At 42.9% G+C, this 22,838-nt stretch carries 20 protein-coding genes; 16 read left to right on the top strand and 4 right to left on the bottom strand.

Features of this window, described 5'->3' with window-relative positions; translation table 11 throughout:
• Positions 1-205 precede the first annotated feature (205 nt).
• From ACBP55_RS28205 to ACBP55_RS28195, 3 genes are read left to right on the top strand one after another with little or no spacing between them, the layout of a single operon-like run.
• Positions 206-1,591 (top strand): ammonium transporter, encoded by a 1,386-nt coding sequence (locus ACBP55_RS28205; protein WP_173185558.1) that lies wholly within the window; start codon positions 206-208, stop codon positions 1,589-1,591.
• 37 nt (positions 1,592-1,628) lie between these two features.
• Positions 1,629-2,711 carry a DUF294 nucleotidyltransferase-like domain-containing protein gene (locus tag ACBP55_RS28200; RefSeq protein WP_464646356.1) on the top strand — a complete coding sequence of 361 codons (1,083 nt, stop codon included), beginning with the start codon at positions 1,629-1,631 and terminating at the stop codon, positions 2,709-2,711.
• 46 nt (positions 2,712-2,757) lie between these two features.
• A complete protein-coding gene (locus ACBP55_RS28195) occupies positions 2,758-3,492 on the top strand; it encodes an exonuclease domain-containing protein (RefSeq protein ID WP_464646354.1) in 735 nt (244 codons plus the stop codon).
• On the opposite strand, the gene ACBP55_RS28190 is transcribed toward ACBP55_RS28195, so the two are convergent.
• Entirely contained in the window at positions 3,486-3,914 is a 429-nt protein-coding gene (locus ACBP55_RS28190; protein ID WP_464646353.1) for a M67 family metallopeptidase, read from the bottom strand. The two genes, ACBP55_RS28195 and ACBP55_RS28190, sit on opposite strands and share 7 nt — an antisense overlap.
• A 51-nt stretch (positions 3,915-3,965) precedes the next feature.
• The gene (locus ACBP55_RS28185; protein WP_464646351.1) at positions 3,966-5,270 is read right to left on the bottom strand and encodes an MFS transporter; all 1,305 of its coding nucleotides are present in this window, start codon (positions 5,268-5,270) and stop codon (positions 3,966-3,968) included.
• Between the two features lie 202 nt (positions 5,271-5,472).
• Between ACBP55_RS28185 and ACBP55_RS28180 the strand changes: the two genes are divergently transcribed.
• On the top strand, positions 5,473-6,006 hold the full coding sequence (locus tag ACBP55_RS28180; RefSeq protein WP_464646349.1) for a TlpA family protein disulfide reductase: 534 nt from the start codon (positions 5,473-5,475) through the stop codon (positions 6,004-6,006).
• A 120-nt stretch (positions 6,007-6,126) separates the two neighbouring features.
• Here the strand turns inward: ACBP55_RS28180 and cimA are convergent, their stop codons facing one another.
• On the bottom strand, positions 6,127-7,746 hold the full coding sequence (cimA, locus tag ACBP55_RS28175) for a citramalate synthase (protein ID WP_464646347.1): 1,620 nt from the start codon (positions 7,744-7,746) through the stop codon (positions 6,127-6,129).
• A 213-nt stretch (positions 7,747-7,959) separates the two neighbouring features.
• Here cimA and ACBP55_RS28170 point away from each other — a divergent pair, with 213 nt between their 5' ends.
• The 8 genes from ACBP55_RS28170 (at position 7,960) to ACBP55_RS28135 (ending at position 17,290) form a co-directional block, all read left to right on the top strand.
• A complete protein-coding gene (locus ACBP55_RS28170; RefSeq protein WP_464646345.1) occupies positions 7,960-9,261 on the top strand; it encodes a DNA polymerase IV in 1,302 nt (433 codons plus the stop codon).
• Positions 9,262-9,268: 7 nt separating this feature from the next.
• Positions 9,269-9,769, top strand: coding sequence for a molybdopterin-guanine dinucleotide biosynthesis protein B (gene mobB, locus ACBP55_RS28165; RefSeq protein WP_464646343.1), 501 nt, complete (start codon positions 9,269-9,271; stop codon positions 9,767-9,769).
• Between the two features lie 74 nt (positions 9,770-9,843).
• Positions 9,844-10,077: a ferredoxin gene (locus ACBP55_RS28160; RefSeq protein WP_029193460.1), complete on the top strand. Its 234-nt coding sequence runs from the start codon at positions 9,844-9,846 to the stop codon at positions 10,075-10,077.
• Between the two features lie 170 nt (positions 10,078-10,247).
• On the top strand, positions 10,248-12,095 hold the full coding sequence (locus tag ACBP55_RS28155) for a CHASE2 domain-containing protein (RefSeq protein WP_464646341.1): 1,848 nt from the start codon (positions 10,248-10,250) through the stop codon (positions 12,093-12,095).
• Between the two features lie 26 nt (positions 12,096-12,121).
• Entirely contained in the window at positions 12,122-13,951 is a 1,830-nt protein-coding gene (locus ACBP55_RS28150) for a FecR family protein (RefSeq protein ID WP_464646339.1), read from the top strand.
• 30 nt (positions 13,952-13,981) lie between these two features.
• Positions 13,982-15,604, top strand: coding sequence for a stalk domain-containing protein (locus ACBP55_RS28145; RefSeq protein ID WP_464646337.1), 1,623 nt, complete (start codon positions 13,982-13,984; stop codon positions 15,602-15,604).
• A 131-nt stretch (positions 15,605-15,735) separates the two neighbouring features.
• On the top strand, positions 15,736-16,320 hold the full coding sequence (locus ACBP55_RS28140; RefSeq protein WP_464646335.1) for a hypothetical protein: 585 nt from the start codon (positions 15,736-15,738) through the stop codon (positions 16,318-16,320).
• A complete protein-coding gene (locus ACBP55_RS28135) occupies positions 16,301-17,290 on the top strand; it encodes a L,D-transpeptidase (protein WP_464646333.1) in 990 nt (329 codons plus the stop codon). The genes ACBP55_RS28140 and ACBP55_RS28135 overlap by 20 nt, the downstream gene beginning before the upstream one ends.
• A gap of 146 nt (positions 17,291-17,436) precedes the next feature.
• Here the strand turns inward: ACBP55_RS28135 and ACBP55_RS28130 are convergent, their stop codons facing one another.
• Complete coding sequence (locus tag ACBP55_RS28130; RefSeq protein WP_268615096.1) at positions 17,437-17,571, bottom strand: hypothetical protein; 135 nt, start codon at positions 17,569-17,571, stop codon at positions 17,437-17,439.
• A gap of 370 nt (positions 17,572-17,941) precedes the next feature.
• On the opposite strand from ACBP55_RS28130, the gene ACBP55_RS28125 reads away from it, so the two are divergent.
• The 4 genes from ACBP55_RS28125 to ACBP55_RS28110 all read left to right on the top strand — a co-directional run bounded on the left by ACBP55_RS28125 (position 17,942) and on the right by ACBP55_RS28110 (position 22,762).
• Positions 17,942-19,297, top strand: coding sequence for an ABC transporter substrate-binding protein (locus ACBP55_RS28125; RefSeq protein ID WP_029193465.1), 1,356 nt, complete (start codon positions 17,942-17,944; stop codon positions 19,295-19,297).
• A gap of 86 nt (positions 19,298-19,383) precedes the next feature.
• Complete coding sequence (locus ACBP55_RS28120) at positions 19,384-20,289, top strand: carbohydrate ABC transporter permease (protein ID WP_268615092.1); 906 nt, start codon at positions 19,384-19,386, stop codon at positions 20,287-20,289.
• A gap of 42 nt (positions 20,290-20,331) precedes the next feature.
• Positions 20,332-21,171 carry a carbohydrate ABC transporter permease gene (locus tag ACBP55_RS28115; RefSeq protein WP_029193467.1) on the top strand — a complete coding sequence of 280 codons (840 nt, stop codon included), beginning with the start codon at positions 20,332-20,334 and terminating at the stop codon, positions 21,169-21,171.
• Between the two features lie 142 nt (positions 21,172-21,313).
• Entirely contained in the window at positions 21,314-22,762 is a 1,449-nt protein-coding gene (locus ACBP55_RS28110; RefSeq protein WP_464646329.1) for a PTS transporter subunit EIIC, read from the top strand.
• Positions 22,763-22,838: the final 76 nt, after the last annotated feature.

Below are 22,838 nucleotides of genomic sequence, written 5' to 3'. Positions count from 1 at the left end.
GACATTGCATTAAGGATAGGAATTGTAACATTTTGCTCGATCTATGAACGAAAACACGAATTATGCCTGTTTGATGTGAGGTTATTTTTCGCTTTTTTCAATTTATTAAAGAAAATCCTATTGTCAAACCCAATTAACCTGTATATAATGACATTAAGAGTTTCATTACATGTTATTTAATCTAACATTAAAAGGAAGTGGTCGTATGGTTAAGAAGTTGTTGTTAGCTTTCGGCGTTATGGCATTATTGTTCCCTACTCTCGCATTTGCTGCAGATGAAGCGACAGTACCCCAACTTCAAAGTGCAATCGATGCCGTTTGGGTTATGTTAGCTGCTATCTTGGTTATCTTCATGCAAGCTGGTTTTGCTTTATTAGAAGCGGGGTCTACTAGAATGAAAAATGCCGGTCACGTAGCCGGTAAAACAATTTTAACTTTTGGCTTATGCGCCATCGCTTTCTGGGCTGTAGGTTTCGGTTTCGCCTTCGGTGACGGAAATGCTTTCTTCGGAACGACAGGGTTCTTCGTTACAGGATTAGAAGATCAAGCGGCAGCGTCATTCGGCTCCCTTTCTTTCTCGGATGTTCCTATTGGTATTAAATTCTTGTTCCAATTAGCTTTCGCGGGTGTATCCTTAGCGATTGCATGGGGCGGATTTGCAGAAAGAGCAAAACTTCCCGTTTACTTCATCTTCGGAATTTTGTTTACAGTCGTGATTTATCCAATCGTTGCTCACTGGGTATGGGGCGGCGGCTGGTTGAGCAAGCTTGGTATGCAAGATTTCGCAGGATCAACGGTTGTTCACTTACAAGGTGCAACAGCAGCGCTTGTAGCTACTATCTTGTTAAAACCACGTATTGGCAAATATAATAAAGATAAAACGCCAAACTTGATTCCAGGTCACAACCAAGTGTTGTCTGTCCTCGGTGTTATCATTCTCTGGATCGGTTGGTTCGGGTTCAACCCAGGTAGTACACTAAGTGCAATGGGTGATGGGTTCTTTGGATATATCGCTCTGACAACGAACATGGCTGCTGCGGCAGGCGGAGTTGCGGCTTTGGTTATTTCTTGGATGTACTTTGGTAAAGCAGATATTCCTAGTATGCTGAACGGTGTTCTTGCAGCGCTTGTTGCCATCACTGCAGCTTGTGCTTTCGTAGACACGTGGGCGGCAATTGTCATCGGAGCGGTAGCTGGTATTGTTACATTCTTCACTGCTCAATGGTTTGAAAGAGCTGGCATCGACGATCCGATCTATGCGTTCTCTGTTCATGGTATTGCTGGTATCTGGGGTACACTTTCCACTGGTTTGTTCGCTACTCCTGAGCTTTCAGCGAAGGTTGGTGTTGGCGGTGCCGGATTGTTCTACGGTGGTGGTTTACACCAATTAGGTATTCAAGCGCTTGGGGTATTTGGAGCTCTTGCATTCGTACTTGTACTTTCCTTCATTATCCTTGGTATTCTGAAAGCTACAATTGGTCTTCGTGTAACAGAAGAAGAAGAAATTATCGGTCTGGATTTGTCTGAACATGGTTCATACGGATATCCGGAACAAATGAAAAAAGCAGCTCAAAACGGCGTGTCCGTTTAATCCTATAGACTTTCTACTAGAGCAAAGGGGATGCAACATGAATCATCTCTCAATGGAACAGATCCTGGAACGCATCTATCAATCGGAACAGTTCGATGAGATGCGAATAACCAGAGATCAGGTGCATGAGATGTTTCGGGAGCATCTCCTTTTCTCTCATTCACCTGAAATTGGGCGAAAAGTTAATGAAATTCACGATGCTTTTATTCACAGGACGATAGAACTTTCAGAACATATGTTGGAGGATGAAGGGTTCGGGAAACCGCCTGTTCCTTATGCATTTATACTATTGGGCAGTGGAGGAAGACGTGAACAAACGCTTTGGAGTGATCAAGATAACGGGCTTATTTATGAAGAAAGTGAAGATCACTCAGAGGAAGAATTAGATGACTATTTTATCAAACTTGTAGATTATATCCTTCGTGGTCTTGATATTTTAGGCTATCCGCCATGTGAAGGCAATGTGATTTCGAGCAATAAGCAATGGCGAAAGCCGATATCCATGTATATCGAGATGATGACAGCATGGTTTATGGAGCCGGATTGGGAAAATGTTCGTTACTTGCTCATCCTTGCAGATATGCGATGTATTTTCGGTTCCAAAGCTCTGGTAGATCGGCTCAAAGGCGAGTTTCTTGCTTATGTTCAGAAGCATCCGAGTATCTTGAAGTATTTGTTATCCAATACACTCCATCACAGAATCACATTGGGCGTATTCGGACATCTGATTACAGAAAGATATGGGGAGGATGCAGGTGGTTTTGACATTAAATATGGGGCTTATATTCCTATCGTTAATGGGATTCGTCTACTTGCTATTCAAGCGGGGATCATGCACTCATCTACATTGGAGAGAATTAGATTGCTGGAGGAAACCTCTTTCATCCCTAAGCAATTAGCGGTTGAGTGGAAGGCTGCTTTTGGGGTTGCGCTTAAGCTTAGAGATATGACACCTTATCAGCTTGCTGATGAGATGTATACGACAAGAGGTAAACTTAACGCTGAGCAGTTGACCAAAGAGATAAAGCAAGATTTAAAACATTGTTTACGTACTGGGATGGAGTTACAAAAGTATGTTAGAAAATCAATTGATTCACATATAGAGACAGAAAAAGGTTAGAAATAACGGGATTTAAGTTTCATTGGGCAGGGAGAGGTGATTCGAGATGAAAGATATGCGTCCGGCTGGCCGAATGTGGCATTTGTACAAAATGGGTGGTCTAACACCAGCGTTAACGTCCATGTTTGATGTGCAGAGTGCTCAGCAGATGGCTTTTATTCGTTCCATGTTGAAGGAGCAAAGGAAAGATTCTCTGTTTGATATACCGCTTCACTCGATGGAAATCGTAGTTTTTGATTTGGAAACGACGGGATTCTCTCCTTATAACGGTGATGAAATTATTTCGTTCGGAGGGGTCTCGGTCATTGGCGGTGAAGTGCAAAGTAATCATACCTTCTATAGTATGGTAAATCCAAAACGTAAGATTCCAGATGAGATTGTTAATCTAACCGGCATCACGAACGAAATGGCTGCTGATGCACCTGAACTAATAGGGGTGTTAAGTGACTTTTTGGAGTTTGTTGGGCAAAGAATACTGGTTGCTCATGCAACTGGTCACGATAAAAACTTCTTGAATTCGGCCCTATGGCGAACCTCAAAAGTGAGCTTATCACATCGTGTACTCGATATCATGATGATCGCCAAATGGCTAATGCCTAAGAGGAAAAATTTGAGCTTGGATTCTCTGCTTCATGCCTATGATATTCCAGTCACGAATCGTCATCATGCGCTTGATGATTCCCTTATGACTGCGCAGCTATGGTCTAGATTCATGGAGGAAATAAAATCAAGAAATGTAGATACCTTAGGTGATTTGTACGCCTTATTAAGCCATCACTGACCGATGACAAACGCAAGTTTGTGATAGGTGGTCTGTGGGGCTTTTTTTATTTGGTAAAGCTGCAGTTCGGGGTGCTGCGGTTGTTGTAAGGATAAGATCCAATAGGTAGGAATCGAATGCCAAAGTGTTTGTAGATCCTGTTCCGAAGGAAGGGGAGGAGCCGTAGGGTGCGTATGGAAAATGCCGATCACTGGATGATTGCTGTCCATTAGATAAGGAAGCATTTCTACGGGACTTATTTCAAAACGATTCCGTGGGTTACTTGCGATATTTCGTAAAGGAATGAAGGTACTCGCTTGCAGTTCTTTATTCTTGCCGTGGGCTTGTCCGCCGAGAATGAAGCCGCATGCTTCTTCAGGAAGTCGCTGAAAGCTGTAGGAGATAAGATCGTTGTATACCTCCGCATTTATAAATACGTTCATCCTCAATCCACCCCTTCTAATCAACGTGCATGTTAGAATGAGGTTAGTATATCATGCTTTTTTAGTCATTTCCCCTTTAGGCTTAATAAAGAAAAACACGAGTGCAAGCATAAGAAGCGCCATGGAAGATACGGTAATAAAGATGGTTTTGTGCGAAATGTTCATGAGCCATCCGAAAAGTGGGGGTCCGAAAGCCACGCCAATGAATCGGAGGCTATTGTACAAAGAAGTTATCATGCCGCGCTGCTCACGCTCTACCGAGCCAGTAATCAGTGTATTTAAACAAGGCAGCAGGAGCCCGGTGCCAATACCGCTGAGCGTAAGTAAGCCGATGAATATATAGAGATTGGCATTTAGAAAGATGGCTAAAGCTAGCGAAACGGTCATTAGGATAAGACCAATGTTCATTAACCATCGCATGAGTGTGCCGTTTTGTTTGATTATGGCGCCGGTCGTGTAAGAGGTGATGACCATACCGAGCAAGGGGATAGCAAGAACAAGTCCTTTGCGTATACCTTCAATGCTGTAAGGTGCTTCTTCTAATATTTGTGATAAGTAAAAGAGAACGCCGAACAATATAAAAAGTGTGACGGACCCAGCGAAAAACGCAGGGATGAGCCAGCGTCCTTTTTCTCGAAGAATCGTGCCAATTTGTTTCAAATATTGCTTGAGAGGCTCGGCTTCCTTCTCTTTGGGTGGTTCCTTAATCAGAAAGATAACAGCGAGCAGCGCCAAGATACAGAATATAGGAAAGGCGAAAAACGGGGCAAACCAAATGATCAAGGCTAATAATGAGCCTAAAATAGGACTCACAACTTTGCCTGTTCCGTTAGATGCCTCGATGAGTCCGAGTGCTTTACTGGCTTCCCCGCCTTTGTACAAATCACCGACAAGCGCCATTGCGATAGGGGCCGTACCTGCCGCACCTAGGCCTTGTATCGCTCGTGAGGCTATCATTATGGGATAGGAATTCCAAACGGCTGCGAAGCCTGCTAGAACGCCAGCAGAACCGTAAATGATCAAGGAAGGGATGATGACGGCTTTACGTGTGAAACGGTCTGATAAATAACCTGATACTGGGATGATGATTCCGGCTGTGATTGAAAATAAAGTGATGACAAGTGAACTCTGGAAACGGGATATGCCCATTCTTTCTTGCATATCAGGTAAGATAGGGACAAGCATGGAATTCCCTAGAACGAGAACTAATGGGATCGTTGCTAGAGCGACGTATTCCCAGATATGACTTTTTTTGTTTTCTGATTTGTTTTCGGGTTTATTTTTAGAATTGTCTGCTGATTTGTCTTCAAATATGTTTTTAGTAAATTTTTTGCCCGTGGCTGCTTTAGTAGTCATAATAATGAGAGTCCTTTCAGAACATGTTGTATGTTTACTTTTCCCATTTAGGTTAAAAGCATACTGTGAATTGTTCCTCGTTGAAAAGAATCGTATAAGTTTTGCGGCTCGTCCCCGTAGGACGACGGAGTTGTTTTATCCTAGAATGTTGGAATTTACGTGGATTTGGAGATAATATAGATAGAGTGGAGGTGGAAATGCTTTGAAAAGAAATGTGTTTGTAATCGCTTTGGTTGTTATATTAGCTGGCTTTGCTATTTATCAAAACGCCCAGCGCCAGAATAAAGCGACAATTATGCCTACGGAACAAGCGCCAAAAGTGAATTTCTTGGCCCCTTCGTTTACGTTAAAAGGGCTTGATGGGAAAGATTACACGATAGGTGGACCGCGCGAGAAGCCTTTGTTCGTTAATTTCTGGGCTTCATGGTGTGGTCCTTGTGAGGAAGAGGCGCCAGATTTGGTGAATGTGTATAACAAATATCAAGGGCAGTTTGATCTATATGCCGTTAATGTGACGCCTGGTGACAAAATGGAGAACATTACGAAGTTTGTGGAAACCTACAAATACCCATTCCCGGTGTTATTAGATAAGCAAGGAACGAACGCGGATGCCTATCGGGTAGTTGCCATTCCAACCAGTTTCTTAATCGATAAAAATGGAGTCATTCGTGAAGTCGTTCATGTACTCTCGCCTAAAGATCTGGATAAGAAAATTGCGAGTCTCATTAAAGAGTAAAAAGCTGCAAAAGAGCGCCGTTGGTTGGCGTACTCTTTGCAGCTTTTCTTGTATGTCCTTTTGAAAAACTTATCTCTAACGTGATCGCTCAACGTTGAGTAGCCCGATAGAGGTTACAAATCAATGGTTCACTAAGCCTAGTCGTTCTTGTTGATCTTTGTTTGTAGGCTCTACGCGTTTTCTTCCGATTAATGCATAGCGTAAACTATCTACGAGTGCGTACCAGCTGGCTTCAATAATATTACTGGACACTCCAAGCGTGTTCCATGTAGTGTTGAAGTCTGTTGATTCCATCAGAACGCGAACCTTACCGGCAGTAGCGCCTTTCACATCAAGGACACGTACCTTATAGTCGGAAAGATGGACATTTTTAATATCAGGGTAATATTGGATCAGTGCTTTACGCAAGGCATTGTCGAGAGCATTTACAGGACCGTTGCCTTCAGCCGCGGTATAGATCGTTTCCCCATGAACCTTCACTTTAACGATGGCTTCGGAGACTACCGATTGATTCGCGGACTTCTCAACCAGCATTTTGAATGATTCTAATGTGAAAATCTCTTCTAGACCTTCGAATGCTTCACGCAGCAAAAGCTCAAGCGTGGCATCGGCGCCTTCGAATTGATAGCCTTGATGCTCGAGATCTTTAATTTTCTCAATAACTTCTTTTGTTTTCTGATGTTCTTTATTGAAGTCTAGATTCAATTCTTGCGCTTTCACAAGGACATTGCTTTGCCCTGCAAGCTCTGAAACAAGAACCCGCTGTTTATTGCCGACAAGCTCAGGCTTAGTATGCTCATACGTACTAGCATCCTTGAGAATTGCTGAGACGTGAATACCGCCTTTGTGAGCAAATGCCGCATTACCGACATAAGGCTGATTAATAGGCATATGCATGTTGGCGATCTCGCTAATGTATCTCGAAACAGGCGTTAATGATTTCAGCTGCTCTTCGGAAATAACTGAATAACCAAGTTTCAACTGAAGGTTAGGGATAATGGAGCTAAGGTTAGCATTACCGCAGCGTTCTCCATAGCCATTGATGGTTCCTTGGACTTGTCCAGCTCCTGCTTGTACGGCAGCAAGACTGTTGGCTACGCCCAATTCACAATCATTATGAGCGTGGATACCAACTGGGGTGGTGATATTTTGTTTCACTGTAGTGACAATGGCTGTAATTTCTCCAGGTAATGAGCCGCCATTGGTATCGCAAAGGACAATCCAATCAGCTCCGGCATCCTGTGCCTTTTTGATCGTTTGCAAGGCGTACTCGGGATTATTCTTGTAACCGTCGAAGAAATGCTCGGCATCGTAGATGACTTCAAGACCGCAGCTTTTTAAATAAAGAACGGAGTCATAGATCATGGCGAGATTTTCTTCCAGTGTGGTTTGAATCGCTGTTGTGACATGGAAGTCCCAGGACTTACCGAAGATGGTTGCTACCTGAGCTCCTGATTCCACAAGTCTGTTCAGATTAATATCATCCGCAGCTATGGAATCTTTACGACGTGTGCTGCCGAATGCAGTGATCTTCGCATTAGTGAATTTCATATCGCGAGCGCGTTCAAAGAATTCAATATCTTTGCTGTTGCTGCCAGGCCATCCGCCTTCAATATAATGAACCCCAAGCTCATCGAGCTTGCGGGCAATTTTAATTTTATCCTCGACGGATAAGCTGATGCCTTCTCCTTGCGTACCGTCTCGTAGTGTGGTGTCGAAGATTTTGACTGATGTTGGCATAGGTTCCTCCTTCAAAAGCTAGCAAAGTGACTTCGGTGCTTGATGTGCAGGTGCTTGTGCTTGCTTTAAAGCGCTAATGTATAATTTACGATTATACCATAATAGTATGGGTAAAGACATCATAACGCAAAAATACGTTTGCTTGAAAGAATAATTTTTTGTATGCTGAAAATGGCTCTTAAAGTTGTTGTTTATCAATGGGAGGGAACATAAATGGTGACAACACAGCATCATTATCCCAAGCAAGGTAGAGTCATTCTGCATATAGATATGAATGCATTTTATTGCTCTGTTCATGAGGCTGTTGAGCCTGACTTATATAAAGGAAAGCCGATTGCTGTTGCTGGCAGTGTTGAGCTTCGTAAAGGGATTATTGTTACTTCATCTTATGCAGCGCGCGCTGTAGGGATCAAGACGGGCATGCAAGTTAGGCAAGCGCTGAAGCTGTGTCCGGATTTGATACTGATAAGACCTGATTTCGAACTATATCGCAGCTTCTCAAGACGGTTTATGCAGATAGCTTATAGTTATTCACCTATGGTGGAATCCATGTCAATCGATGAGTGTTTCGTCGATATTACAGGTTCCAAGCAATTTGGAACCCCACTTGAGATCGCGAATAACATTCAGCAGAAGATTATGAAGGAACTTAAGCTGCCCTGTTCGATCGGCGTAGCCCCCAACAAGCTGCTTGCCAAGATGGGCTCCGATATGAAAAAGCCGAACGGGATATCTGTGCTGCGTCTACGAGATGTTCCAACCGTATTTTGGGACAAACCGTGCAACTATTTATATGGAATTGGCAAAAAGACGGCGGATAAGCTGACTAGACTTGGTATCCACACGTTAGGTCAGCTAGCTGTAGGGGACGAGTTGCTGCTAAGTAAACACTTTGGCATCTTAGGTGCACATCTGAAGCGTTCGGCTAACGGGATTGACCATTCTCTGGTAAACCCTGAACAAGAACAGAGCAAGTCAATCGGGCATACGACGACGCTGCCGCAGGATTTTACCGATACCAAGGAAATTCATCGCGTATTCTTAAATTTGGCGGATCAAGTAGCTAGAAGACTTCGCAAGCAGGAGCTGATGGCATCCACGATCCAAATCACGATTCGCGATCCAGAGATGAGGACCATTACGCGATCCATCACTTTGCCAACTCCCACCGAGCATATGGATGATATTTATCGAACTTCGAGTCAGTTATTTGATCATGAATGGGAGGAAGGCAACCCTGTTCGGCTGCTGGGAATTACGCTGCAAAATCTGACGGTGAAGGAAGAAACATTCGTTCAGTTAGATTTATTCGATTATGAAAAGCAGCCTAAACGAGAAAATTTGAATCGTATTATGGACGGACTTCGGGATAAATTCGGAGAAAATGCGATTCTAACCGCGGGGATGATGGGCGATAATCCTTCAGCTATGATTAGAAATCATAAAACGAGAGGGACTTCCCTGCAAATGGACCATTTGAGGAACAATCCCCTTCATAAAGAAGAGGAGAAGTGACGAAAATATGGCACATTGTATGGGCTTTGCCGGCTATTCGAACAGCGGAAAAACGACGTTAGTGGCTAAGCTAATCGTAGAAATGAAGCAGCGCGGCCATCGGATAGCTGTAATGAAACATGATGCTCATGGACATTATAAAGAAGCAGCAGGGACGGACTCCGCGACTTTTGTAGAGTCGGGTGCAGAAGCGGTTATTACCCTTTCTCCAGATCAGATTCATGTGTTCGAGAAGAAGCGGAATCCAAGTCTGGAAGAACAGTTAAGTGCTTATGCGCATCTAGACTATGTTTTTATCGAAGGCTTCAAGAAGGAAAAGCATCCAAAGATTGCTGTTTTTCGTACAATAGAGCAAAGTGAAATTATTCAAGCACTTGAGCCAGAGCCGATTGCTATTGCAACAGATATGGACGATTTCAAATTTGGTTCAAGAGCTTTTCCTTCCTTCGATTTGAACAATATCTATGGTATAGCTGACTTTATTGAACAATATTTTGAGCGTAATTAATTTTAAGGTTTGAACTTTGTCCGTATTTATATTATATTTTACATTGAGGATAATTTGAGGAGGAGTTAGAAATCATGGCAAAGTATACATTTGTTGATAAAGATACTTGCATCGCTTGCGGCGCATGCGGAGCTACAGCTCCAGACATCTATGATTATGATGATGAAGGTTTGGCTGAAGTAATTTTTGATGGAGATGGCAACAAAGGGGTAACTGAAATCCCTGAAGATTTGTTTGATGATCTACAGGATGCACAAGATGGCTGCCCAACAGATTCCATTAAAGTAGCGGATACACCTTTTAACTAATCCGTATAAAACATAATTTTGTGATGTGATTCGCAGAATGTCGAAAGAGCTCAGTTCCTGTAAAGGAACTGAGCTCTTTTTTTGATACAAATTGTAGTAACTTGTAACTATTTATTGCCATTTTTTACTTGCCATCTTACAATGAAGCTAGTAAACATGGGGAGGATCTTATGGGTAAGAAGAAATGGATTCAAACTTTAGCGGTAGGACTTGTGTTGATGTTATTTTCGACATATTTCTACACGGTTAACTCTAGCGGCTTGTTTTATTTTATTGAAGGCCCCCTCCAAGATGTTTTGCGGAAAGCTAAATCTGTTGATGAGCGTCAGCCGGATGATCGCATCAAGATTGTTAAGATTGATGAGAAATCACTTAAAGCTATCGGAAAGTTTCCATGGGATCGAACGACCTATGCGCAGTTGATAGAGAAGCTTGAACAGTCAGGCGCAGCGGCAATTGGTATAGACGTCGTGTTAGCTGAACCATCGAAAAATCCCGCCGACGATAAAGCATTGGCTGATGTTTTGGCCAAGTATCATAATGTCATTATGCCCGTCCAAATTAACTATCCCTCCAAGCAAGAGCAAGCAGGCGAGCTTGTGCCTGAGAAAATCGACTACCCCACTCCAACACTAACAACCAGCAGGCAGCAAATGGCACATATTAATGTGTTTGTCGATAAGGATGGTAAGGCACGGAAGCTGCCAGTTGGGCTGCCGGATGAGAATGGAGCATACATACCTGCGTTCAGCGTTGCGCTTGCCAATCTAGTTCTCGAGGATAAGGACAAAGTGAAGCGAGATGAAGCAACAGGACAATGGAAGCGCGGCAATATCGTAATGCCAACGAACGAAAGAAATCAAGTGACGACCGAATTCTTCACACTGCCAAGGCAGAAAGTTGATGCAACTACTGGCTATGAATCGCTCTCTTTTATTGATGTTATTAATAGTAAAAGCCCCTTACCACTGCAAGGCAGCATTGTTCTGGTAGGACCGTTCGTAACGGCTATGCAGGATGAATATCCAACACCGATCAGCTCTGTTAAGATGTTTGGGATCGAAATACATGCGAATATGATTCAAACTATATTAGAAAGCAAGTTTTATAAAGATACTAGTAAGCCTTTTGGCGTAGGGATTATCTTACTTATATCTTTGCTGGCCATTTTCTTATTTCATAGATATAAAGGCAAGACAGCCCTATTTATTTTTCTAGGCATGTTTGTGATCTATGGAGGTGTATGGTTATCCTTCTATATTGTTGGCTCAACCTTCGCTCCACTTGTGTATCCGCAATTAGCTCTTGTTTTGATCTATATTTGGTCATTGGTGAGTCATTACCTGGAAGAACGAAAGGAGCGCAACCGCGTAACCGGTATCTTTGGAAGGTTTGTTTCCAAATCGGTTGTAGACGAGCTGCTGCAGTCAGGTGAAGATGTTAAGCTTGGCGGCAGTCGTAAAGATATTTCGCTTATTTTCGTAGATATTCGCGGGTTTACCCCTATGTCGGAGCGACTAGAGCCAGAGCAAGTTATTCAAGTATTAAATGAGTATCTGGACGTATGTACGAAAGCTATTTTCAAATTTAACGGAACGCTCGACAAGTTTATTGGTGATGGTGTCATGGCGATGTTCGGCGCTCCGATTGAATATGACAATCACCCGGAGATGGCTGTGCGTGCGGCTATTGAAATGAAGTCACAGGCTACTGTTCTTGAGCAGAGATTGATTGAGAAGTATGGAATCGGAGTGAAATTCGGGCTGGGTATTAATAGCGGACCTGCGGTTGTTGGAAACATTGGTTCCGAAGACCTGAGGCTGGATTATACGGCTATCGGAGATACGGTTAACTTGTCAGCTCGATTAGAAGCGAATGCGAAACCAGGTCAAATTCTAATTAGTGAACAGACCTATGCGAGGGTCAAAGACCTTTTTGAGATAGAATCTATCGGTGAAATTAAGGTAAAAGGAAAAGAAAAGCCCGTGGCGGTATATGAAGTTATCGGGAATCTCTAATAAATGAATGCTGGGAGGAATTCAGTGTGGGAATAACTAAGAAATCATTCGTGTCCTTATTCTTAAGTTTTTGTTTAGTGTTTAGTTTGGTCTCAGCGCTGCTTGTAAAGCCTGTAGACGCAAAAACCGTTCGGGTAGCTGTCATTGGAGCATTATCCGGTGATGTAACGATCAAGAAAGGCGGAGGCTCCAAATCGTACGATGCCTATGAAAGTATGAGTTTAAATCAAGGCGATACGGTTTACACTGGCGCTAGCTCATCTGTCACGCTTAATTTAAGCAATGGGGATGCAGACGTCATATTAGGCGAAAACGCTGAGATTAACGTGTCAGACTTAAACACCTCAGCTGGAAATAAGAAATCCAAACTTAAAGTATGGGCCGGATCCCTTTGGGTCAAGGTGAAGTCATTAGCTGGATCAAATGATGAATTTGAAGTTGAAACGCCAACCGCTGTTATGGGTGTTCGTGGAACGCAGTTCTTTGTTACTGTTGATCCGAAAACAGGCGCAATTAAGATGGCGGTTGGAGCTGGGAAAGTCTCCGCATCGACTGTGACGAACGGAGCGGACTCGACTCAAAAGTCTTCCATTACATACTTATATCCAACGCAACAAATTTCTTTGGATTCTAGGGATGAGACGGATGATGTGTCCCTTAAAGTTGATTTCCTTGATCTAAATGATTTTATCAAGAATGCATCGCCTGAAATCATTAAAGAGATTATCCTGAACAAAGCCGAAATCGATAAAGAAAATGAAGAGTTTATTGCTAACAAAAAGAAAGAAATTGAAGATGGCAAACTTGTGGATGATAAGACTTCTTTATCCGTGAAGGATCAAGCTGAATTAGATAAAGTGAAACAAAACTTAGATAACTTAATTGGTAATATTGCAAAGATGGCTCTCACAGAAAATAAGGTTGATAAAGAGTCTTTGAATAAAATCATTGAACAAGCAAATGCAAAAATCGATAAACAAGAAAAAAAATTAGATTTAAACAAAGTTAAAGAGTTGGATAAAACGGCTGGTGTCGACGCAGAAAAGGAAAAAATAAAGAAAGAAATGCTTCAAAAGCTTGAAGCAGAGAAGCTCAAAAAGCAACTTGAAGAAACGAAGAAGCAAGAAGAGCTCAAAATAAAGCTGGCAGCAGCGCTTAAAGCTTTGGAAGAGCAAAAGAAAAAGATTCTCGAAGCGGCGAAAGCAGCGGAAGAGAAGGCTAAAGCTGAAGCTGAAGCGAAACTGAAAGAAAGCTACACAGATAAAGAGAAAAAGGATTTTGATGATAAGAAGAATGGGCCGAATACTACAGCACCAGGAGGAAATCCGGGGAATTCAGGGGGGACAGACCCAGGGACACCCGTATTAACTCCAAGTATTAGTCTTGCACCCTCTGTAAGCAACCTCGGATTATTCAATTTAGATGTAAATCTGAGTGACTTTATCGGCAATAACACAATCTATGGTGTAGAAGTCCACTTATCCTATGATTCCAATATCGCTCTTAATGTTAATGAGGTGCACCCATGGGTAAGTAATTCGGATATTTTTAGCCAAACCAATAGTGCAGATCATATTAAAGAATATTCTAATGGTTTACAGAAAGAGCTTGTGTATGCAGTGACGAATTTCGGTGCAAATTCAAATAATGTTGAAGCGATAAATGGAACTAAAAAGTTAGTTACCATTCCGTTTTATGGTCATTCGGTGGGGGCAACTTCAGGATCATATAAGATTAAAGTCGAAAAAATCGTTATTGTTCATAAAAATGGTTTGGACGTTCAAAAAATAGAAGTTCCTTTGATACCAGATAGAACTGAGAAAACAGTCATTTTGCCTCCAAAAAATAAAGATTAATCATTTTAACATAGAAAAAAGGAGAAACCTATGAAACCCTTAAAACATATAATCGTTTCATCCCTAGTGGCCGCAACCTTACTGGGAGGTTCATCCGCATGGGCGGCAGGATTGTCGACGGATGCACTATTATCCAGCAATGGACAGATCCTTTCGGATGTCTCGACCTTCGCGGGGATCGGCGATTTTGAAGATAAGAGCGGGGATGCGCTTAGTTCGGCATTCCGTGCTCCGGGCAGCGTTGTTCAACTTTCAGATGGCAGTATTCTTGTTGCTGATACACGGAATCATCTCATTCGTAAAATTTCAGGCGGGAAAGTAACCACTTTCGCAGGCCCGGAAGTTGTCGTGACGAAGAATAACCAAGGCTTTCCTGCAGGAGGGCTTGTTAATGGGAAATCTTCTGAAGCTTTTTTCAATGAGCCGACAGGATTAGCTGTTGATGCTAAAGGCAATGTGTATGTAGCTGATTCGGCAAATAACGCTATTCGGAAAATAGATACGAATGGACAAGTTTCCACATTGGCTGGAAATGGCGTTCCTGGCCTTAAGGATGGAAAAGGTGCTGAGGCAAGCTTTAATCGCCCAAGCGATGTTGCTGCAGCTGCAGATGGAACTCTGTATGTCGCGGATTCGCTCAATCATGTTATCCGTAAAATAGCAGTTGACGGCAGTGTTTCTACTTTGAATGCAGCTGCGACTAGAGCTATTCAAATCCGTCCAGGTGAAGCTTCTTTCGCTGGTGAATTTCAAGATGGCAGCTTAGCCACAGCGAAGTTCAATGAACCCGCTGGATTGGTTTTAGATAGCAAAGGCAATTTGTTCGTAAGTGACACAGGCAACCAACGTATACGTTATATCGACCTCCAAGCAGGGACTGTGACTACGGTGGCTGGTTCGACACCCGAATTAAGCAATCATACCATTTATGATAAAAATGAGTTATATGCTGGTGGAGACTTTGCAGATGGAGATGCGCTTAAAGCGAAGTTTGACTTCCCTAAAGGGCTTGCCGTAACTTCCGAAGGTGGGGTTTTAATCTCAGATAGTCTGAATCATGTGATTCGTTATTTGCTGAATGGAAAGGTTTCAACGATTGCTGGAACAGTCCAAACGGGTGAAGCGGACGGCGTGGAGCAAGCTGCTGAGTTTTACAATCCGAGTGACGTTCTGGTAACCGCTCAAGGTAATATTGTGGTCGCAGACTCCTCAAATAACAAAATTCGTAAAATTGCTCCTTACCAGTTACCTGGAAATCTAGCAAACAATGATCAAGTAAAAGTGGTAAATGGGGATAAAGTGGTTTCATTCGATGCCCAACCTGAAATTCAGGGCGGCCGCACAATGGTACCTGTTCGTGCAATAAGCGAAGCATTTGGCTACGAAGTCAAGTATGTCGAGCAAGCTGGGAAATCAATCGTAAAACTTATCAAAGGTGATGTTACGGTTGAGCTAACGATTGGTGAAACAGGCATTGTACGCAAACAAGTGGGTCAAACAGACATCAAACAAGTGACGGATGCTTCTCCTTATGTGAAACAAGACCGTACGTATGTACCGGTGCGTTTCTTTGCAGAGCAAATCGGCTTGGATGTACAGTGGGATGCCGCTCACCAAACAGCCATTTTACGCACGAAATCATTTGTGAAATAAGCAATTCGCTAAACGAGCTTGGCAAGGGGAAACCTTTGTCCAAGCTCTTTTTTTTCATGACTTCATCTCTAGGTAATTTTTGCCGATATACGAAAAAGAGCTACCGTGTAATCGATAGGAGGTTTTCTAGATTGAAGGACAAGAATCGCATGGATCAGTTAGAACGATTTTTCCAACATAATCCGATCGAAGATCCTCTATATCTCAAAAAATATGTGAAAGAACATCCTGATCATAAAATGGCTTGGTACTTATTGGGCAGAGAATACGCAGCGCAAGGAAAGGAAGGCAAAGCAGCGTATTGTTTCGCGCAGTCTGGGGAGATCTATGAGGCTTTCGAACGTCAGAAAATAGCGATTGAAGGTCCTTTGCCTGCTTCATCTGCTTCAGCCTTACATAAAGGTGCCATGACAACTGTTAAAAGCAAGCCCAGCGGTAAAGGGAAATGGCTGCCGTTAATGGTCATTCTATTCCTGTTGGCAGTTCCCGCTGCAATGGATTTAGCGAAGAACGAGGATACGGGGAACGTCCCGAAGGAGACTTTTGCTGCAGCACCAGCGGCAGCTAATGCGCCGGCAACACCTAAACAGGATGCACCTTCTGGAGTGAAACTGTATTTCTCAAATGGAGATTGGGGCAACAAGCTTCAACAAGTACTGTCATCCTCAGGATCAGGAGTCTGGGGAATCTGTTATCATGGGAGTTCCCAGGAGTGAAGATGGTAAATGGAACGAGTGGAACAGGTCGGTGAAGCCTTTGATCAGCGTGGAGAGTCATGGTGGAGGCGGGGGTTCAGCAGCATTAAAATATTACCAGTCGCAGACATGCTCCTGCCAGGTCGCGGATAGCTCCAAGCTTGTTCCCGTCATAGCGAATTGGATGCATGATCGTGAGCAAGCTATTGTCTTACAAAGCGCAATCCAGGCCTTCCAAAAAAAGACGGGGACGCTGCCAGAGAAGCCTGAACAGCTTTCGAAGCCTTACCCGGATAATCTCTTGCCAGGACTCTCCCCCGAAATGCAGGAGGCGTTCCCTCAAGCTGTAAGTAAGGTTAATGAAATCGCAAAAGCGGGCAAAGCGCCGCAGGATCCGGTACAATCAACGGACAAAAACGAGCAGCCGAAACAAGAGCTCAAGGAACAGGCCGCGCCATCAAGTTCACAGCCGAAAGCTTCCGCAGACCCACTGCTTGAACCGCTTAGGATTGTTATAGATACCGATAAACATCGTTTAGCCCTTGTTAGTGGAGATTTCATCATTCGAAGTTATCCAGTTGGCTTAGGGGGAGAAAAGACGCCGCAAGGGGAGTTCTTCATTAGTGAAAAGGTGCGCAATCCGAATGGCAAATCGAATGGAGAGTTTGGCAGCCGAGGAATGACTTTGTCGGATACGCTTTATGCGATTCATGGTACAAATAAGCCTTCCAGCATCGGGAAAGATGAATCACACGGCTGCGTTCGGATGCAGCAAGCGGACATTGAAGAGCTCTATAACATGGTAACTCACGAAACGAAAGTGACAATTGGTAAAGGGGTATTACCACCTTCAAATCCGGACGGAGGACATGGTAATGGCGGCGAAAACCCGGGAGTAGGAGCCGGGGGAGGGAAACCAGATCAATCCTTTGGCCTTCCGCTGCAAACCGATGACAGCAACCCTGGTAAGAAATATAAATGGCTTGATTAAATGGAGTAGGAACATGACAAAACCGTCTGAATATGCTTCGGACGGTTTTGTCATGAAGTACGAGCGTTCCAATGTTTTACTCTTGACAACGTTGTAGAAAGCGATTACAATTCGAAATGTGATGAATTCAATCACTTCTTTCCTAATCATTTGTTCAAAATGATCAGTAATGTCATCGTAATGATGACAACAAGCATTATGGATCCTGTCCAAATGATCGCTTTCTTATTGACTTCTTCTTTGGCTCTACGATTGGACATCATCGGTTTACGTTTGGACATCGGAATCACCTTTTCCTTGGGGATTAAAGAATATGGTTTTATCATAGCATAAGTAGGGTCGATCATAGAATATGCATGTAAAAAAGATTTTAAAATCAAGTATTGACGACCATGTCATTTTATTGTAAGATTTAATCACACGAAACACCGATATCAACTGAATATGTCAGTTTTAATAACATGTTACCGTAAGGGCATTAGTTATTGAAGAATGTAAGATTTCTTCTATAACTATGCCCTTTTTATTTTTGCCAAAAATGATAAACCCTGAAGGGAGTTGGTAGCGCAAACTACAAGGAAAGTTAAATTTAGGAATACGCTACTTCATAAATAACCATCAGACTTATTAAAAAAGGGAGAAGATGAACACATGAATATGAAGAAATGGTCAACAATGGGCTTGGCTGCATCCATGGTACTTGTAGCAGCAGGCTGTGGTAAATCTGCACCAGTGGAAACAACAAAACCAGCTGCAACGGCGGCGCCGACGACAGCTGCTACAGCGGCTCCAACAGCTGCTGGTCCCAAAAAATTAACCGGCGATTTTGAAATCCAGTACTTTGTTGGCGGTTATGGCGACAAATGGTGGAAAAAAGTTATTGCTGATTTCCAAGCAGCTAACCCTGATCTGAAAATTAAAGAAAGTGCAGGACCAAAAATCAACGAACAAATGAAACCTCGTTGGATCGCAGGTACTCCACCGGATTTCGTATACATTGACGGACCTGAATTGTTCGATCGTCAAATGGTTACAGACGGACAGCTTGAAGATTTGACGGATTGGATTAAAGATGCTAAAAACGTTGACGGCGAGAAAATCATTGATTTGCTCGCTCAAAAACCACAAGAGTTTGATGGTAAAATCTACAATGTTCCTTTCGTAATGAGCTCATGGGGTATTTTCTACGATAAAGCCCTGTTCAAAGACAAAGGTTGGGCAGAGCCAAAAGATTTCGAAGAATTCCTAGCGGTAAGTGAGAAAATTAAAGGTGCTGGCATTAATCCTTTCATCCACACAGGTAAATATCCATACTACATTAACGGTGGCGTATTGCTTCCAGCTATCGTATCTGCAAACAATAATGACTACAAACTGCTGCAAGACATGTCAACAAATAATCTAGAAGCTTGGAAAAACCCAGCTATCATTAAAGGTCTTAATAAAATCGTTCAGCTTCGTGACAAAGGTTACATCGACAAAGCATCCGTACAAATCAACCACACGGATTCCCAATCCTTGTTCCTGCAGCACAAAGATGCTTTTATCCCGAACGGTCTGTGGCTGCCAAACGAAATGGCCAAAGACGTTCCAGCTTCCTTTGATTTCGGATTCATTCCATCCATCACACAAGATAAAGGCGGAAAAGTGGTAGCTAATACTTCGACTTCGACCTTTGCAATTGCGAAAAAGGCGAAAAACAAAGAAGCAGCAAAAGCGTTTATGCAATTCGTATTCTCAAAAACACAAGCTTCCCAGTGGGCTGAGTTGAGCGGTGCTCCTTCGAACGTAAAAGGTGACATCTCCTCCTCGAAAGCACCTAACTTTGTTAAAGATGCTGCGAAATTCTTGTCATCCCCTGATACAGTTGTAGTGCCAACAGTCTCCTTCGCGGCAGACGTTGATAAAGCCATGCAAGATGCAACAGTGGCATTGACGATTGGTACAATTACGCCTGAAGAGTGGGTCAAACGTGTATCTGATGTCGTAGCGAAACAAAAGAAATAGGAACTGAATGAAGCAGTGCGGAGAACTTGGAAGGCAATAGCCTTAGGAGTTCTCCGCCATTTTAATGATAGGACGGTGAGGATAGAATGAAGACCAACTCGAAAATGTGGAAACGGAATTTGTTCATCGCTTCATTCATCATTCCGACTTTTCTTTTCTTCTGTGTGTTTACGATATACCCTGTGATACAGGCTTTGCAGAAGTCATTCTATGATTGGTCAGGAATGTCAGAGAATAGCACGTTTATTGGATTTGATAATTTCGTCGAATTAGTTAAGGATCCCATTATACTTAGAGCCATCGGAAATGATTATTTTTTAGTAGTAGGTAAAGTCATTGGCATTATGATTCTGGCGACGTTCTTCGCAGTTGCTTTAACTCGTTTCAAGCTGAGAGGCTCTGGCTTCTTCCGCGCTATATTCTTTATCCCGAATGTGATTTCAGTCGTTGTTATTGGTGTTCTCTGGAACTTCATCTACAACCCGCAAATTGGATTCCTGAATGCGTTCTTGTCACTATTCACAGGAAATAAAGTCGATATTACTTGGTTAGGATTTCCACAGCATACGATCTGGATGCTATTACCCCCAACGATTTGGGCGGGTATCGGCTTCTATATGATCTTGATGATTGCTGCAATCGTGAATATTCCTGCTTCCTACTATGAAGCAGCTAATATAGACGGAGCTGGTCAATGGTCGCAATTCCGTCACATTACCATGCCGCTCATCTGGGAACAAATTAAGGTTTCCATTGTTAACATTGTCATTACGACACTCAATGGATCATTCGTCATTGTTCAATTAATGACAAATGGCGGACAGCCTGACAATACGACCCAAGTTATGGGATCTTATCTGTATCGGATGGCTTTTCAACAATATCATTTCGGTTATGGAGCAGCCATCGGTGTCATGATCTTAATCGTTTCACTGATTACTACCCTTGTTCTGCAGCGTATCATGCGCCAAGAAACAATTGAAATGCATTAAGGTCATCATAGATAAGAATACTGAAGGAGGGGGAACCATCGTATGGTCATCAAAAATCCGTTAGCCAAAATGTTTGTCTGGATCATTCTTCTTATTTGGAGCGTTGCCGTCCTGTATCCATTGATTTGGACATTGCTTGATGCGCTCAAAAATAATGAACAATTTTTCTTAAATGCCCCATGGGCATTGCCTAAATTCCCGCTGCTTTGGGCAAATTTCTCCTATGTTTGGAGTAAATATAATTTTAGCACCTATTTCATGAATTCCATTATTGTGACGGTTGGAAGTACTCTTTTGGGTATGATCCTTGCTGCAATGACAGCCTACATCCTGGCTAGGTATGATTTTAAAGGGAACAAAATTCTCTTAACGATTTACATATCATCCATGATGATACCGTTTGCGCTAGCACTGATCCCATTGTTCTTCTTATTAAATGATTTGCACTTAATCAATACGTGGTTAGGATTAATTCTTGTCTATGCGGCACTCAATCTTCCGTTTGGAATTTTCTTGCTTGTAGGGTTCTACAAATCACTGCCAAAAGAAATTGAAGAAGCAGCGATTATTGATGGGACCTCCCATTACGGTACGTTCTTCCGTGTTATGCTGCCTTTGTCTCAACCGGGTCTTATCACAGTGATGATTACAAACATGCTGAATAACTGGAACGAGTACTTCCTAGGGGTTGTCTTGACCAATGAACCAACCAAGTATACGCTTCCAATCGGTCTTGCGGTTATGCAGGCAGAAATGCAGTATAGAGTTGAGTGGGGACCGTTATTCGCAGGCCTGCTTATAACGACACTTCCAACGTTGATTGTGTATATGATCTTTCAGCGTCAAATCGCAAGTGGCATTACTGCAGGTGCTGTGAAATAACTGTATAATGGGTTGCATAGAAAAAACACCTTATCCTAGAGGATTTTATCCTTTCGGGAGGGTGTTCTTTCTACTATAATTGGGATAGGCAAGAGCAAACAAGATACGGCCAAACTTGTGGGCTTTTATAGGGGAACATGACATGAGAGCTATGTATATATTGCAGAAAATAGGACGTTCATTGATGATTCCGATTGCGGTGCTGCCGGCGGCATCCATTCTTTTACGTATTGGGAAAATGACGTTTAGTGATCCATTTCTTATGCAGGTGGCTCAGATTTTTGAGTTAGGCGGAAGTGCGATTTTTGATAATTTGCCATTCATATTTGCAATTGGTATTGCCATTGGACTAACGTCCGGAGACGGGATAGCGGCACTTGCGGCCGCGGTTGGTTATTTAGTGTTCGACAATGTCTTGAAGCATTTTCAAGTGGGGACTGACTCTGCGGAACGGCTGGATATGGGTGTTCTAGGCGGTATGCTCGTTGGCATGCTATCTGCTGCATTCTTTAACAGGTTCCAACATACACGGCTGCCCAAAGCGCTCGGATTTTTCGGAGGCAAGCGATTCGTTCCGTTAATTACATCTTTGGTCATGGTTTTCTTAGGGGTCTTGATGGGTTTCATCTGGCCTCCAGTTCAGAAGGGCATAAGTGTAATCGGGTTATGGATCGTTGATAATGGGAACATTGGCGTATTTATCTACGGAATAATGAACAGGCTTCTAATTCCAACGGGTTTGCATCATATTATTAATAATATCGCCTGGTTTCAAATCGGAGACTACACCACACCAACGGGTAAAGTGCTGCATGGCGATATCTCACGATTTTTTGCTGGAGATCCAGAAGCGGGACTATTCATGACAGGTTTTTATCCCGTGATCATGTTTGGGCTTCCTGCAGCAGCCTTAGCTTTAAGTAGAAGTTCGTCTTCTAACCGTCAGTTTGTTGTTCCTGTGATGCTTAGTGCAGCATTAACCAGCTTCCTTACGGGCATAACAGAGCCAATAGAGTTTGCTTTTATGTTCGTAGCACCAGGCTTATATCTCATACATGCCGTTTTAACTGGCTTTTCCATGGTGATCATGAATATGCTTCAGGTGAAAATGGGATTTGGATTCTCAGCTGGATTTATTGATTTCGTTCTTAGCTGGCATCAATCTACGAATCCTTTTTGGATTGTCCTTGTTGGCGTAGGGTACTTCTTCCTTTATTATGTGGTATTTCGGGCATATCTGCATTTCTTTCCATTTAAATTGCCCGCTCAGGACGAAGCTGCTCCGATTGAAACAGAAGATGCCCTGGAGGCTGTCAAAGAAACGAAAGAAGACCGTCCAACCAGCATTCTAAGGCATATTGGCGGACCTTCTAACATTATCTCGATCGATGCTTGCATTACGCGACTACGTTTGCTGGTGAGTGAAGAAAATTTAATCAAGGACAGCGAGCTTAAAGACCTTGGCGCAATCGGGGTTATCAGGCTGGGGAAAGGAAACGTACACATTGTTTTTGGTACGGAATCGGAACAAATTCGAGAAAGTATTAAACCCTTGCTGCACTTGCAAAAAGACAAATCAGGACAAGCCTAAATTTACCCCACAAAGTGACGTATGCCTTCGAAGTCTATTCCGATTACTTTGCGGGGACCCCGAAACAAAGATTAGG

This window comes from Paenibacillus sp. WG02, from assembly GCF_055396115.1.
This window is presented reverse-complemented; position numbering and strand designations above follow the sequence as displayed.

Excerpts from the sequence above, each read along its gene's own strand:
- ACBP55_RS28110 (WP_464646329.1), top strand. The coding sequence starts at position 21,314 with ATGAGAGCTATGTATATATTGCAGAAAATAGGACGTTCATTGATGATT.
- ACBP55_RS28190 (WP_464646353.1), bottom strand. The coding sequence starts at position 3,914 with ATGAACGTATTTATAAATGCGGAGGTATACAACGATCTTATCTCCTAC.
- ACBP55_RS28200 (WP_464646356.1), top strand. The coding sequence starts at position 1,629 with ATGAATCATCTCTCAATGGAACAGATCCTGGAACGCATCTATCAATCG.
- ACBP55_RS28155 (WP_464646341.1), top strand. The coding sequence starts at position 10,248 with ATGGGTAAGAAGAAATGGATTCAAACTTTAGCGGTAGGACTTGTGTTG.
- ACBP55_RS28115 (WP_029193467.1), top strand. The coding sequence starts at position 20,332 with ATGGTCATCAAAAATCCGTTAGCCAAAATGTTTGTCTGGATCATTCTT.
- cimA (WP_464646347.1), bottom strand. The coding sequence starts at position 7,746 with ATGCCAACATCAGTCAAAATCTTCGACACCACACTACGAGACGGTACG.
- ACBP55_RS28135 (WP_464646333.1), top strand. The coding sequence starts at position 16,301 with ATGGGAGTTCCCAGGAGTGAAGATGGTAAATGGAACGAGTGGAACAGG.
- mobB (WP_464646343.1), top strand. The coding sequence starts at position 9,269 with ATGGCACATTGTATGGGCTTTGCCGGCTATTCGAACAGCGGAAAAACG.
- ACBP55_RS28170 (WP_464646345.1), top strand. The coding sequence starts at position 7,960 with ATGGTGACAACACAGCATCATTATCCCAAGCAAGGTAGAGTCATTCTG.
- ACBP55_RS28130 (WP_268615096.1), bottom strand. The coding sequence starts at position 17,571 with ATGTCCAAACGTAAACCGATGATGTCCAATCGTAGAGCCAAAGAAGAA.
- ACBP55_RS28145 (WP_464646337.1), top strand. The coding sequence starts at position 13,982 with ATGAAACCCTTAAAACATATAATCGTTTCATCCCTAGTGGCCGCAACC.
- ACBP55_RS28160 (WP_029193460.1), top strand. The coding sequence starts at position 9,844 with ATGGCAAAGTATACATTTGTTGATAAAGATACTTGCATCGCTTGCGGC.
- ACBP55_RS28205 (WP_173185558.1), top strand. The coding sequence starts at position 206 with ATGGTTAAGAAGTTGTTGTTAGCTTTCGGCGTTATGGCATTATTGTTC.
- ACBP55_RS28195 (WP_464646354.1), top strand. The coding sequence starts at position 2,758 with ATGAAAGATATGCGTCCGGCTGGCCGAATGTGGCATTTGTACAAAATG.
- ACBP55_RS28185 (WP_464646351.1), bottom strand. The coding sequence starts at position 5,270 with ATGACTACTAAAGCAGCCACGGGCAAAAAATTTACTAAAAACATATTT.
- ACBP55_RS28120 (WP_268615092.1), top strand. The coding sequence starts at position 19,384 with ATGAAGACCAACTCGAAAATGTGGAAACGGAATTTGTTCATCGCTTCA.
- ACBP55_RS28125 (WP_029193465.1), top strand. The coding sequence starts at position 17,942 with ATGAATATGAAGAAATGGTCAACAATGGGCTTGGCTGCATCCATGGTA.